Here is a 10700-nt window from a genome sequence, read left to right as displayed (position 1 = left end):
ACCTGGAAGACCTTGATGTCGCGGTAGCCCATCTTGGCAATCTTCGCCTTCATCTGCGCCTGCGTGAGCCATTTGGCTGGCGGGAGCTTGGTGCAGACCGGGGCGGCGCTTGCGATCGTGGCGACCGAAAGGGCAGAGGCGGTCAGGGCGAGCTTGAGCAATGTCGAACGCTTCATGGGATAGTCCTTTGTGATTGGGCGGTGTGTGCCGACCCGGCGCAATCCAACTGCGCCCGGCAACTGACGAAAAGCTGACGGATCGCGAAAAATGCGTGGCCGTTAAATTTCCGACTCTCTGATCGCTGCGTCAGCAATGTGTCAGGAGATCCTTGCACAAGCCGCTCGTCGCCGCTGTCGGCGCGTATCGGAGAGACATCATGAACCGTACCCTGTTCGCTGCGGCTGCCAGCGTCGCCGTCCTTATGTCCACCAGCGCGATCGCCGCGCCACCGGAGGGCAAGCCGCTTTCACCGCAGACCCGCACAAACCTAGAAGCTGCGATGCACGGGGAGGCGTATGCCAACCTCAAATATCTGCGTTACGCAGACCAGGCTGAGGCTGCAGGCAAGCCTGCGCTGGCGAAGCTCTTCCGCGCTTCCGCCAATATCGAGGCGAACGAGCATTTTGATCGCGAGGCACAAGCGCTGCAGCTTGGCGGCGCGAACAGCGCCAATCTCGGTGACGCAATGGCCGGCGAGCATTACGAGAACGTCACGATGTATGTGAACTTCGCCAAGCAGGCTGAAGCCGATGGCGATCGCAAGGTCGCGGCGATGTTCCGCCAAATTGCGATCGATGAAGGCACTCATTACGATGCCTATAAGGCAGCACTGGCGAAACTGGCCGTCAAGTAGGCGAGCAGCCCTTTTAACCGGAAATGCGAAGCCGGATGTTGCCGCCTTGGGCAAGCTCACACTGTGGATTATCGCGCATCTCAGATGCGCGATAATCCACAGTGTGCGACGAGCGGTTTTTCAAAGTTTTCCGATGGGTCGCCATCAAAGACCCGCTATTATCGGCTGGCGCACGCTCGCTGGTTTCGTCGCTTCCTCTACTCGCTTACAACCCGAGCAGATCGACGCTGACGGTATTTTTGAGCGTGACTTGGGTTCGGACGTCAGAACTAGAACGGCGAACCGAGAGCCGATAGTAGTCGATAGATGGCTTGGGCCGGCGGGTGGAAATTCATCAACGATTTCAATAGCGTAAATTTCTGACGGATCGCAGGCCGGTAGTAGTTCAGCGAAAATATATTTTCATGAGTAAATTCAATTGGTTGACATAGAGGCAAACAATCGAGTGGGAATAACGCGGACTCGCGACCATGCGGGGCATGGTCGCGGCCGCGTTATTCGGCGTCATGAGACGCCGCTGGGCCACGGGGTGAACGTCGCAGGGCACGATCGCGGCCGCGTTGTGAGACGCGGTGACGGCCTCGTGCCCCGTTCGTGCTGAGCGTGTCGCAGCACGTGTCCGCTCGTCACGCAAGGTAGCGACCCGCTGCGAACCATGCCACAACGCGGTGTTCGAACCGGGGGATGACCGATGACCGCCGTTGCCCTGCTGGCACTTGCCCTGCAAGCCGCCGCACCGACACCGCAGCCCGCCGACGGCCCGACGTTCCGCGGCGAGGGGCAGATGCGGATGTTCGACATGCTCTGTGGCCATGTGTTCCCCGATGACGCTCGGGTCGCCGCAGCAATGGCGAAGGTTCCCGGTGCACGGGCGCTGTCCCCGGAGGACCTCCGCACCTACCTCAAGGACGATCCCGGCCGCGGCTGGATCATGGATGCGGGCACCAGCCGCCTCGTCGTCACGATCGAGGCGCCGCCGATCCATTCGTGCGCGGTGCGGATCACCAACACGGACGGCGTGATCGACGAAGGCAAGTGGCAGCAGTTGCTGAGCGCGGCACAGGCGCGCAGCGGCGGTGGGTTCGTGACGATGCCGCCACAGACGTTCGAGATCGGCGACATCCGCTCGCAAGCCAGCGGCGTGCAGAAACAGGGCGCGAACGGCGCCGCCGAAGCGATCTACCTGATCCGCAGCACCCCGAAGAAGCCCGGGTTCGCGACCGAAATCCGCATGGTGCGGCAGGTCGTCACACCACGGCGGCGCTAAACGGTTCATCTGTCCAAATCGCGCACGTGTAGCCACGAGGCGGTCGTTCGATTACCTGCGGTATGGCCGCAAGGTGAGGGCGCGTGATGACGCAGCAGGAGTTCGAGGCGCAGCAACGCGGCGTGGCGCGGGCGATGGCCGGCGCGCTAGGCGTGACGATCCTGGTCCTGGGTATCGCCGCCGTCTGGACGAGCCGTGTGGAGGTTGCGCCGCTCCTTCACCGGTTAAGGTTCGCGCTTCGCCTAGATCTGCTCGTCGTCGTTTGGCTGGCGGTGGCGATCGCGAACGTGGCGCGTCTTCGCTTCTTTTCGCCGCACGACATCGCCGGGAGCAGCGTCGGAACGGCATCGGAACCGGTTCGCGCCGCCGGGGCGATATTGCAGAATACCTTCGAGCAGGTGGTACTGGCGGTGGTCACGCATCTCATCGTCGCGGCGAGCTTCGCCCGGTCAGATGCCATCGTCGTAGCGCTCGCCTGCCTTTTCGCGATCGGTCGCCTGCTGTTCTGGGCGGGCTACGGCCGTGACGCCCCGGACCGGGCATTCGGTTTCGCACTGACCTTCTATCCCACGGCGCTGGCCTTGCTGGTGTCGGCCGGTGCGGCGCTGATCGATCTGGCTGGCGCGGCGATGTAAGCGGTGGTCGACCGGCTGACGGCGCGAACCTTGCGCGTTATGAGCGGCGACGATCCGGACGACAGGAAGTAAGATGACCGCCACCCTCTACGGCATCCCCAATTGCGACACCGTCAAGAAGGCGCGGACGTGGCTCGCCGAGCACGACATCGCCGTCACGTTCCACGATTATAAGAAGGCCGGTGTCGACGAAGCAGCGCTCGACGCATGGATCGCGCAGATCGGCTGGGAGCCGCTCCTCAATCGCACCGGCACCACCTTCCGCAAGCTGCCCGACGGCGACAAGGCCGACATCGACGCCGCAAAGGCGCGCGCGCTGATGATCGCGCATCCGTCCACGATCAAGCGCCCGGTACTGGTGCACGGCGACCGCATCGAGGTCGGGTTCAAGCCGGAACGCTACGCCGCGCTGTTCGCCTAACCCGCTTCGCCGTTGACCGGGCGCGCGCGGAAACCTAGGAAAACCGCCCGTGCCCCCGTAGCTCAGCAGGATAGAGCGACGGTTTCCTAAACCGCAGGCCGTGAGTTCGAATCTCGCCGGGGGCACCACACCTGCGACGGAGCAAGACGTGGCGCGTGCGCTCGGCCTCGATTTCGGCACCACCAACACCGTCGTCGCGCTTGCGGAGGACGGCGAAGCGCGGCTGGTCGAGTTTACCGGCAAGAAAGCGACCGGGGCGGTGTTCCGCTCGGCCTTGTGCTTTTGGGAAGACGAGCAGGGCTGGAACGGCGTCGCCAGCGAGGCGGGGCCGTGGGCGATCGCCGAATATCTCGAGGCACCGCTCGACAGCCGGTTCGTCCAGTCGTTCAAGACCGTCGCCGCCAGCCCGCTGTTCGAGCGGACGACGATCTTCAACCGGCAGATGCGCTTCGAGGATCTCGGGCGGCTGTTGCTCCAGAAGCTGGTCCGTCACGCCGGCGGGCAGCTCGACGATCGTCCCGCGCGCGTGATCGTCGGGCGGCCGGTCGAATATGCCGGCGCGCGCCCCGACGAAGCGTTGGCGAAGGCCCGCTACGACCTGATGCTGCGCGAATTCGGTGTCGAGGTTCATTACGTCTACGAACCGCTCGGCGCGGCGCACAGCTTCGCGTCGCGGCTGACCGAGCCCGCGACGATCCTCGTCGCCGACTTCGGTGGCGGGACGACCGACTTCTCGCTGGTGCGCGTCGCCGCGCCGGGGGCCGAGCGCCGCTGCGTCCCGCTGGCCTCGACCGGCGTCGGGATCGCGGGCGACCGGTTCGACCAGCGGATCGTGTCGCAACTGGTGCTGCCGCTGCTGGGCAAGGGCGGGCAATATCGCTCGTTCGGCAAGGTGCTCGATATTCCGGGCGGCTTCTTCAACGACGTCGCAGACTGGTCGCGGCTGGCGATGATGCGCAACCGCCGCACGCTTGAAGAGCTGCGCAAGCTGCAACGCGACGCGCTCGACCCCGATGCGATCGGGCGGATGATTGCGCTGGTCGAGGAGGAGCAGGGCTTCCCGCTCTACGACGCGGTCGGCCGGCTCAAGCGCGCGCTGTCGAGTGCAGACCACGCTGAATTCGCGTTCGAGGGCGGCGGAATCCGGATCGCCGCGGACGTGACGCGCGCCGATTTCCAACGTTGGATCGCCGAGGATCTCGCCCGCATCGAGGCGGCGCTCGACGCCGCCCTGGCGCGCGGCGGGGTGGAAGCGGGAGCGATCGACCGCGTGTTCCTGACCGGCGGCTCGTCGCTGATCCCCGCGATCCGCGCGATCTTCGACCGCCGCTTCGGCGCGGAGCGGATCGCGACCGGCGGCGAGCTGACCTCAATCGCGCACGGCCTCGCGCTGATCGGTGCGGAGCCCGATATCACGCCGTGGGCGGCGTGACGATGGTCTATACCGATATCGCGACGCGTACCTGGGATCATGGCTGGCGGCTCGATCCAATCGTGCGCAGCCTGCTCGATACCGATTTCTACAAGCTGTTGATGCTCCAGCTGATCTGGCGGCGGCATCGCGAGACGCATGCCACCTTCGCGCTGATCAATCGCACCCGCAGCGTCCGGCTGGCCGAGGTGATCGACGAGGGCGAGTTGCGCGCGCAGCTCGATCACGCGCGGGGTCTGCGCTTTACGAAGAAGGAGCTGATCTGGCTCGCGGGCAACAGTTTCTATGGCGAGGCGCGGATGTTCGCGCCCGATTTTCTCGCGTGGCTCGCCGACTTTCGCCTGCCCGACTATGAGCTGCGCACCGTCGATGGCCAGTTCGAGCTGCATTTCGAGGGCCCGTGGATGTGCACGACGATGTGGGAGATCCCCGCGCTCGCGATCGTCAACGAACTGCGCGCACGCGCCGCGCTGCGCGGCAAGGGGCGCTTCACGCTCGACGTGCTCTATGCGCGCGCCAAGGCGAAAATGTGGGAGAAGGTCGAGCGGTTGCAGGCGCTGCCCGACCTCGCGCTGTCGGACTTCGGCACGCGCCGCCGCCACGGCTTCCTGTGGCAACGCTGGTGCGTCGAGGCGCTCAAGGAAGGGCTGGGGGCGCGCTTCATCGGCACCTCGAACGTGCTGCTGGCGATGGATCACGATCTGGAGGCGATCGGCACCAATGCGCACGAACTCCCGATGGTCGCCGCCGCGCTGGCACCGGACGACGCCGCGCTGGCGCAGGCGCCGTATCGCGTGCTCGACGAATGGCGGCAGGCGTACGGCGGCAATCTGTTGATCGCGCTGCCCGATGCGTTCGGCACCGCGGCGTTCCTGCGCGACGCGCCCGACTGGGTCGCGGACTGGACCGGCTTCCGCCCCGACAGCGCCCCGCCGATCGAGGCCGGCGAGCGGATCGTCGCCTGGTGGCAGGCGCAGGGCCGCGACCCACGCGAAAAACTGCTGATCTTCTCCGACGGAATGGATACCGCCTCCATCGAGGCGACCTATCGCCATTTCCACGGCCGGGTGCGGATGAGTTTCGGCTGGGGGACGAACCTCACCAACGACTTCCGCGGCTGCGATCCGGATGGCGCGACCGGGCTGGAGCCGATCTCGCTGGTGTGCAAGGTGGTGAGCGCGGACGGTCGCCCGGCGGTCAAACTGTCCGACAATCCCGCCAAGGCGACGGGCGCGCCGGAGGAGATCGCGCGCTACCTCCGCATCTTCGGCGACGAGGCGCGCGCGGCGACGCCGGTGGCGGTGTAGACAACCAACGGCAAAAAGACGCGCCGCCGGATCTGGGCGGCGGCGCGTCGGGTCAATTAGCCTATCGGCCTCAGGCCTTCACGTGCTGCGAAATATACTTGTTCATCTCGAACATCGTGCACTTGTCCTTGCCGAACACCTTCTTCAGCTTGTCGTCGGCCAGGATCTCGCGCTTGTTCTCCGGGTTCTGCAGGTTGTTCGACTTGATATAGTCCCATACCTTGCTGATCACCTGGCTGCGCGGCAGCGTCTCGTTGCCGACGACCGCACCCAGCTCAGCCGAGGGCTGAACGGGGGCGTGAATGCCGCCGGTCTTGGTGGTGGTAGCCATTGCAATCCTTCCAATGGCGCCGGCCTCAGCGGGGCCGGCGCGAAATCACGCCTTTTTCAGCGCGGCGGGCTTGTGCGCCGCCTTTCCGCCATTGTCACTCTCCACGAGATATTGCGGATCGTCCTTCGACGCTTTCACCTTATGGCCCTTGATCGAGGTTTCGGACGTCAGCTTCTTCTCGACCGTACCGTGCGCGGTGCCGCCGTGCGACTTCCAGGTCACGTCGTCGCCCTTCTTCAGATTGTCCGCCATCGTCCATCTCCTTCATTGCGCAGGATGCAACCCGCAGAGGACGCAACGGGTTGCGCTGGATCAATTCGTGCTACAGCCGGCGTCGATACGAACGAGGACATGATGGACGACAAGGGTCAGGCGACGCCCGGCGACGGCGATCTGGTGGCGGCAGACGGCAAGATCGCGGTGCCCGACGATGTGGCGGAGGCGGTGCGCACGTTGCTGCGCTGGGCCGGCGACGATCCCGCGCGCGAAGGGCTGGTCGACACGCCAAAGCGCGTCGCGCGCGCGTGGAAGGAATATTGCGCCGGCTATGGCGAGGACCCCGGCGTCCATCTGGCGCGGGTGTTCGAGGAGGTCGGCGGCTATGACGAGATTGTGCTGCTGAAGGACATTCCGTTCCAGTCGCATTGCGAGCATCACATGGCGCCGATCATCGGCAAGGCGCATATCGCGTATCTGCCGCGCAACCATGTCGTCGGCATCTCGAAACTGGCGCGCGTGCTCCACGGCTATGCGCGGCGCCTGCAGGTGCAGGAGCGGCTGACCGCCGAGGTCGCCGATTGCATCTGGAACCGGCTCAAGCCGCTGGGCGTCGCGGTGGTGATCGAGGCGAGCCATGCCTGCATGACCGCGCGTGGCGTCCGCACCTCGGGGGTGGGCATGGTGACCAGCCGGATGATGGGGGTGTTCCGCGATGACGACCGCAGCCGCAAGGAAGTGCTGTCGCTGATGGGGCTCGCCTGACCGCGATGCGCGTGCTGGTGACCGGCGGCGCGAAGCGGCTCGGCGCGGCGATCGCGCGCGCGGTGGCGCGCGCGGGGCATGTGCCGGTGATCCACTACGGCACGTCGCAGGCCGAGGCCGAGGCGCTGGCGGCCGAATTGGACGGGACGGCGGTGCAGGGCGACTTGTCAGATCTCGCCGACGTGCCCGCACTGTTCGCACGGGCGTGCAAGGGCGGAGCGATCGACGGGCTCGTCAACAGCGCCTCGCTTTTCGAATATGACTCACCCGCCGCCCCAGACCCGGCGCTCGCCGCGCGGCTCCATGCCGTCAACGTCATGGCGCCGTCGCTGCTCGCCGCCGCGCTGGCCGGGCAGGGGCGTGAGGGTGCGGTCGTCAACCTGCTCGACCAGAAGCTCGCCAACCCCAACCCCGATTTCTACAGCTACACGCTGACCAAGGCAGCGCTGGCGGAGGCGACCGTGCTGATGGCGCAGGCCTATGCGCCGCACGTCCGCGTCAACGCGGTGTCGCCGGGGCTGACGCTGCCGAGCGGCGACCAAACCGATGCCGAATTCGACGCGGTGGCGCGCGCCAATCTGTTGCAGCGCCCGGTCGGCGCGCAGGCGGTCGCCGACGCGGTGGTGTGGCTGCTGGAGGCGCGCAGCGTCGCCGGACAGAACGTGTTCGTCGACTGCGGCCAACGCTTCGTGAAAAGCGCGCGCGACGTGATGTTCGGGACCGATCATGGCTGACTATGCGATCATCCTCGACGATCTCGCGGTGCAGATGCGGCTCGGTATCCACCCGCAAGAGGCGACGCCGCAGCGCGTGCTGGTGTCGGTGCGGCTGACCGTTGATTATCCGCAGACGCCGGATGCGGACACGATCGCCGAGGTGCTCGACTACGACACGATCCGCGACGGCATCCACGCGCTCGCGGCGGGCGACGGTTTTGCGTTGCAGGAGACGCTGGTCGAGCGCATCGCCGCCTTCTGCCTCGCCGATCCGCGGGTGCGCGACGTGCGCGTCCGCTCGATGAAGCCCGATGTCTATCCCGACGCGCGCGTCGGCTGCGAGATCGTGCGGAGGCGGTAGGCGCTCATCGTCATTCCCGCGTGCGCGGGAATGACGGGGTGGCGATCTGTCCTACACTACGTAGTTCCTGATATGTTCTCCCATCAATCAAGGAGAACGTCACCTATGATCGACGACCTCATCGACGCGGTGATCGACCGCGAAGGCGGGTACGTAAACAACCCCGCCGATCGCGGCGGCGCGACGCGCTTCGGTATTACCGAGGCGGTCGCGCGCGCCAACGGCTACACCGGCGACATGCGGCACTTCACGCGGTCGGCGGCGACCGCGATCTACCGGCAACGCTACTGGACCGCACCCGGCTTCAACCGGATCGCCGCGCATGCCCCGCGCCTCGCCGCCGAAATGTTCGACACCGCGGTCAACATGGGGCCGGCGGTCGCCACGACCTTCCTGCAACGCGCGCTCACCGCGCTCAACCGCGGCGGGTGCGACTATCCCGACCTCGCCTGTGACGGCCGGATCGGCGCGCAGACGCTGGGCGCGCTGACCCGCTTCCTCGCGACGCGCGGACCGACCGCCGAGACCGTGCTGATCCGCGCGGTCGAGGCGTTGCAGGGCGAACGATATCTCTCGCTCGCCGAGCATCGCCCCGCCAACGAGGCGTTCCTCTACGGCTGGCTTGTCAACCGCGTCGGCGGTGGGGAGCGTTGAGGATGCCGGTGCTCGATTCGATCATCGCGCCGGTCGCCGGCCTGCTCGACAAACTTATCCCCGACCCCCGTGCCCGCGAAGCGGCGCAGCGCGAGCTGATGCGGATGGAAGGCACGCAGGAACTGGAGCGCGTCAAGGCGCAGATGGCCGCGATCCTCGCCGAAGCGCAGGCGACCGATCCGTGGACCAGCCGCGCACGCCCCGGCTTCCTCTACGTCATGTACGCTTTGCTGTTGTGGAGCATCCCGATGGGGCTGATCGCCGCGGTACGGCCACAGGCGGCGGCGGCGATCGCGCAGGCGATGAACGCCTATCTCTCGGGTCTACCCGAGCCGCTCTACACGCTCTTCGCGACCGGCTATCTCGGCTACACCGTCGCGCGCGAATGGGGGAAGGCCAAGGCGAAATAGCCCCTATCCGTCATTGCGACCCCGGCCTGCGCCGGGGTCGCAATGACGGATCACCCCGAACGCGCCAGCCGCTGCGGATCGGGCGGCAACCGCATGTTCGCGCCGTGCGCGGCCTCCAGATATTCGGTCGCCATCGCATAATGCGCCTGGCACACCACCGGATCTTCCGCCTCGGCGGCCAGCCGCAATTCGGCCTCGGCCCGCGTCTGGAAATACAAACGATCTTTATCGGTAATCATCGACGCACTCACTCTCCGCGCGCCATATGGTCGCTCGTCCGTGGCGATACCATCGCCGGCGTGCAAACTTTCGTTGCCCTTGCCTGGGACACCTCCGCGCCCCAAATCCGGGGCCTATGAACGGGAACGATCCACATTCCATGCCGGTCTGGCATGGCACCACCATTCTTTCGGTACGGCGCGGCGGCAAGGTCGTCGTCATCGGCGACGGTCAGGTCTCGATGGGACAGACCGTGATGAAGCCCAACGCGCGCAAGGTTCGCACGCTGGGCGACGGCAAGGTGATCGCGGGCTTCGCGGGCGCGACCGCCGATGCCTTCACCCTGTTCGAGCGGCTGGAGGCCAAGCTGGAGCGTCACGGCTATCACCTGATGCGCGCCGCGGTCGAGCTGGCCAAGGACTGGCGCACCGACAAGTTTCTCCGCAACCTCGAGGCGATGATGATCGTCGCCGACAAGGACGTGACGCTGATCCTCACCGGCAATGGCGACGTGCTGGAACCGGAGGCCGGGATCGCGGCGATCGGGTCGGGTGGCAATTACGCGCTCGCCGCCGCCCGCGCGCTGGTCGAATATGAGAATGACGCCGAGGTGCTATGCCGCAAGGCGATGAAGATCGCCGCCGAGGTCTGCGTCTACACCAACGACCGCGTGACGATCGAGACGCTGGACAGCACGACGTGATTATGGAGCCCCTCCCCCCTTGGGGGAGGGGTTGGGGTGGGGGCTGAGGCTCGCGCCCGTTCCACAACCACCCCACCCCAACCCCTCCCCTGAAGGGGAGGGGCTTGAGAGAAGACCATGAACGATAATCTCACCCCCAAGGCGATCGTCGCCGCGCTCGATGCGCACATCATCGGGCAGCAGGACGCCAAGCGCGCGGTCGCGGTGGCGCTGCGCAACCGCTGGCGGCGTCAGCAGCTCTCGCCCGACCTGCGCGACGAGGTGACGCCCAAGAACATCCTGATGATCGGGCCGACCGGATGCGGCAAGACCGAGATCAGCCGCCGCCTCGCCAAGCTGGCCGACGCGCCGTTCGTGAAGGTCGAGGCGACCAAATTCACCGAGGTCGGCTATGTCGGCCGCGACGTCGA

General features: G+C 66.2%; 17 protein-coding genes and 1 tRNA gene. 14 read left to right on the top strand and 4 right to left on the bottom strand.

What is annotated here, in order from left to right; translation table 11 throughout:
• Positions 1–176, bottom strand: a 176-nt coding sequence (locus AADI75_RS15400) for a PepSY domain-containing protein (protein WP_341209877.1), incomplete at its 3' end; no start/stop codon positions are given.
• 200 nt (positions 177–376) lie between these two features.
• Between AADI75_RS15400 and AADI75_RS15395 the strand changes: the two genes are divergently transcribed.
• From AADI75_RS15395 to pncB, 7 genes are all read left to right on the top strand, one after another.
• The gene (locus AADI75_RS15395) at positions 377–853 is read left to right on the top strand and encodes a ferritin family protein (RefSeq protein WP_253204272.1); all 477 of its coding nucleotides are present in this window, start codon (positions 377–379) and stop codon (positions 851–853) included.
• Between the two features lie 691 nt (positions 854–1544).
• Positions 1545–2120 carry a hypothetical protein gene (locus AADI75_RS15390; RefSeq protein WP_341209874.1) on the top strand — a complete coding sequence of 192 codons (576 nt, stop codon included), beginning with the start codon at positions 1545–1547 and terminating at the stop codon, positions 2118–2120.
• Between the two features lie 86 nt (positions 2121–2206).
• Positions 2207–2755, top strand: a complete 549-nt coding sequence (locus AADI75_RS15385) for an MAPEG family protein (protein ID WP_341209876.1) — start codon at positions 2207–2209, stop codon at positions 2753–2755.
• Between the two features lie 73 nt (positions 2756–2828).
• Positions 2829–3176 carry an ArsC family reductase gene (locus AADI75_RS15380; protein WP_341209873.1) on the top strand — a complete coding sequence of 116 codons (348 nt, stop codon included), beginning with the start codon at positions 2829–2831 and terminating at the stop codon, positions 3174–3176.
• Between the two features lie 51 nt (positions 3177–3227).
• A tRNA-Arg gene (locus AADI75_RS15375) sits at positions 3228–3304 on the top strand.
• 20 nt (positions 3305–3324) lie between these two features.
• Positions 3325–4608: an Hsp70 family protein gene (locus AADI75_RS15370; protein WP_341209872.1), complete on the top strand. Its 1284-nt coding sequence runs from the start codon at positions 3325–3327 to the stop codon at positions 4606–4608.
• Positions 4609–4610: 2 nt separating this feature from the next.
• The gene (gene pncB / locus AADI75_RS15365; RefSeq protein ID WP_341209875.1) at positions 4611–5915 is read left to right on the top strand and encodes a nicotinate phosphoribosyltransferase; all 1305 of its coding nucleotides are present in this window, start codon (positions 4611–4613) and stop codon (positions 5913–5915) included.
• A 70-nt stretch (positions 5916–5985) separates the two neighbouring features.
• Here the strand turns inward: pncB and AADI75_RS15360 are convergent, their stop codons facing one another.
• A complete protein-coding gene (locus tag AADI75_RS15360) occupies positions 5986–6246 on the bottom strand; it encodes an SWIB/MDM2 domain-containing protein (RefSeq protein WP_341209871.1) in 261 nt (86 codons plus the stop codon).
• Between the two features lie 45 nt (positions 6247–6291).
• Positions 6292–6498 (bottom strand): DUF2945 domain-containing protein, encoded by a 207-nt coding sequence (locus AADI75_RS15355; protein WP_333915926.1) that lies wholly within the window; start codon positions 6496–6498, stop codon positions 6292–6294.
• A gap of 99 nt (positions 6499–6597) precedes the next feature.
• Here AADI75_RS15355 and folE point away from each other — a divergent pair, with 99 nt between their 5' ends.
• The 5 genes from folE (at position 6598) to AADI75_RS15330 (ending at position 9368) form a co-directional block, all read left to right on the top strand.
• The gene (folE, locus tag AADI75_RS15350) at positions 6598–7227 is read left to right on the top strand and encodes a GTP cyclohydrolase I FolE (protein ID WP_341209870.1); all 630 of its coding nucleotides are present in this window, start codon (positions 6598–6600) and stop codon (positions 7225–7227) included.
• Between the two features lie 5 nt (positions 7228–7232).
• Positions 7233–7961: an SDR family oxidoreductase gene (locus tag AADI75_RS15345; RefSeq protein ID WP_341209869.1), complete on the top strand. Its 729-nt coding sequence runs from the start codon at positions 7233–7235 to the stop codon at positions 7959–7961.
• Positions 7954–8304, top strand: a complete 351-nt coding sequence (locus tag AADI75_RS15340) for a dihydroneopterin aldolase (RefSeq protein WP_341209868.1) — start codon at positions 7954–7956, stop codon at positions 8302–8304. The genes AADI75_RS15345 and AADI75_RS15340 overlap by 8 nt, the downstream gene beginning before the upstream one ends.
• A 105-nt stretch (positions 8305–8409) precedes the next feature.
• Positions 8410–8958 (top strand): glycosyl hydrolase 108 family protein, encoded by a 549-nt coding sequence (locus tag AADI75_RS15335; RefSeq protein WP_341209867.1) that lies wholly within the window; start codon positions 8410–8412, stop codon positions 8956–8958.
• 2 nt (positions 8959–8960) lie between these two features.
• On the top strand, positions 8961–9368 hold the full coding sequence (locus AADI75_RS15330) for a 3TM-type holin (protein ID WP_341209866.1): 408 nt from the start codon (positions 8961–8963) through the stop codon (positions 9366–9368).
• A 50-nt stretch (positions 9369–9418) separates the two neighbouring features.
• Here the strand turns inward: AADI75_RS15330 and AADI75_RS15325 are convergent, their stop codons facing one another.
• Positions 9419–9607, bottom strand: a complete 189-nt coding sequence (locus tag AADI75_RS15325; protein ID WP_184034847.1) for a hypothetical protein — start codon at positions 9605–9607, stop codon at positions 9419–9421.
• A 140-nt stretch (positions 9608–9747) separates the two neighbouring features.
• On the opposite strand from AADI75_RS15325, the gene hslV reads away from it, so the two are divergent.
• Both hslV and AADI75_RS15315 read left to right on the top strand, forming a co-directional pair.
• Positions 9748–10290, top strand: a complete 543-nt coding sequence (hslV, locus tag AADI75_RS15320; protein WP_341209865.1) for an ATP-dependent protease subunit HslV — start codon at positions 9748–9750, stop codon at positions 10288–10290.
• Positions 10291–10407: 117 nt separating this feature from the next.
• The coding region (locus tag AADI75_RS15315; RefSeq protein ID WP_341209864.1) for an AAA family ATPase at positions 10408–10700 on the top strand (293 nt) is incomplete at its 3' end.

Origin of the sequence: uncultured Sphingomonas sp., assembly GCF_964021865.1 — a bacterium.
GTDB lineage: Bacteria > Pseudomonadota > Alphaproteobacteria > Sphingomonadales > Sphingomonadaceae > Sphingomonas.
Note: the sequence above shows the minus strand (reverse complement) of the source record. Positions and strands in the feature narration are given on the sequence as shown.

What these genes read in the sequence shown, in the direction of transcription:
- AADI75_RS15340 (WP_341209868.1), top strand. Translation starts at nt 7,954, where the DNA reads ATGGCTGACTATGCGATCATCCTCGACGATCTCGCGGTGCAGATGCGG.
- AADI75_RS15325 (WP_184034847.1), bottom strand. Translation starts at nt 9,607, where the DNA reads ATGATTACCGATAAAGATCGTTTGTATTTCCAGACGCGGGCCGAGGCC.
- folE (WP_341209870.1), top strand. Translation starts at nt 6,598, where the DNA reads ATGATGGACGACAAGGGTCAGGCGACGCCCGGCGACGGCGATCTGGTG.
- AADI75_RS15395 (WP_253204272.1), top strand. Translation starts at nt 377, where the DNA reads ATGAACCGTACCCTGTTCGCTGCGGCTGCCAGCGTCGCCGTCCTTATG.
- AADI75_RS15360 (WP_341209871.1), bottom strand. Translation starts at nt 6,246, where the DNA reads ATGGCTACCACCACCAAGACCGGCGGCATTCACGCCCCCGTTCAGCCC.
- AADI75_RS15385 (WP_341209876.1), top strand. Translation starts at nt 2,207, where the DNA reads ATGACGCAGCAGGAGTTCGAGGCGCAGCAACGCGGCGTGGCGCGGGCG.
- AADI75_RS15345 (WP_341209869.1), top strand. Translation starts at nt 7,233, where the DNA reads ATGCGCGTGCTGGTGACCGGCGGCGCGAAGCGGCTCGGCGCGGCGATC.
- AADI75_RS15330 (WP_341209866.1), top strand. Translation starts at nt 8,961, where the DNA reads ATGCCGGTGCTCGATTCGATCATCGCGCCGGTCGCCGGCCTGCTCGAC.
- hslV (WP_341209865.1), top strand. Translation starts at nt 9,748, where the DNA reads ATGCCGGTCTGGCATGGCACCACCATTCTTTCGGTACGGCGCGGCGGC.
- AADI75_RS15355 (WP_333915926.1), bottom strand. Translation starts at nt 6,498, where the DNA reads ATGGCGGACAATCTGAAGAAGGGCGACGACGTGACCTGGAAGTCGCAC.
- pncB (WP_341209875.1), top strand. Translation starts at nt 4,611, where the DNA reads ATGGTCTATACCGATATCGCGACGCGTACCTGGGATCATGGCTGGCGG.
- AADI75_RS15390 (WP_341209874.1), top strand. Translation starts at nt 1,545, where the DNA reads ATGACCGCCGTTGCCCTGCTGGCACTTGCCCTGCAAGCCGCCGCACCG.
- AADI75_RS15335 (WP_341209867.1), top strand. Translation starts at nt 8,410, where the DNA reads ATGATCGACGACCTCATCGACGCGGTGATCGACCGCGAAGGCGGGTAC.
- AADI75_RS15380 (WP_341209873.1), top strand. Translation starts at nt 2,829, where the DNA reads ATGACCGCCACCCTCTACGGCATCCCCAATTGCGACACCGTCAAGAAG.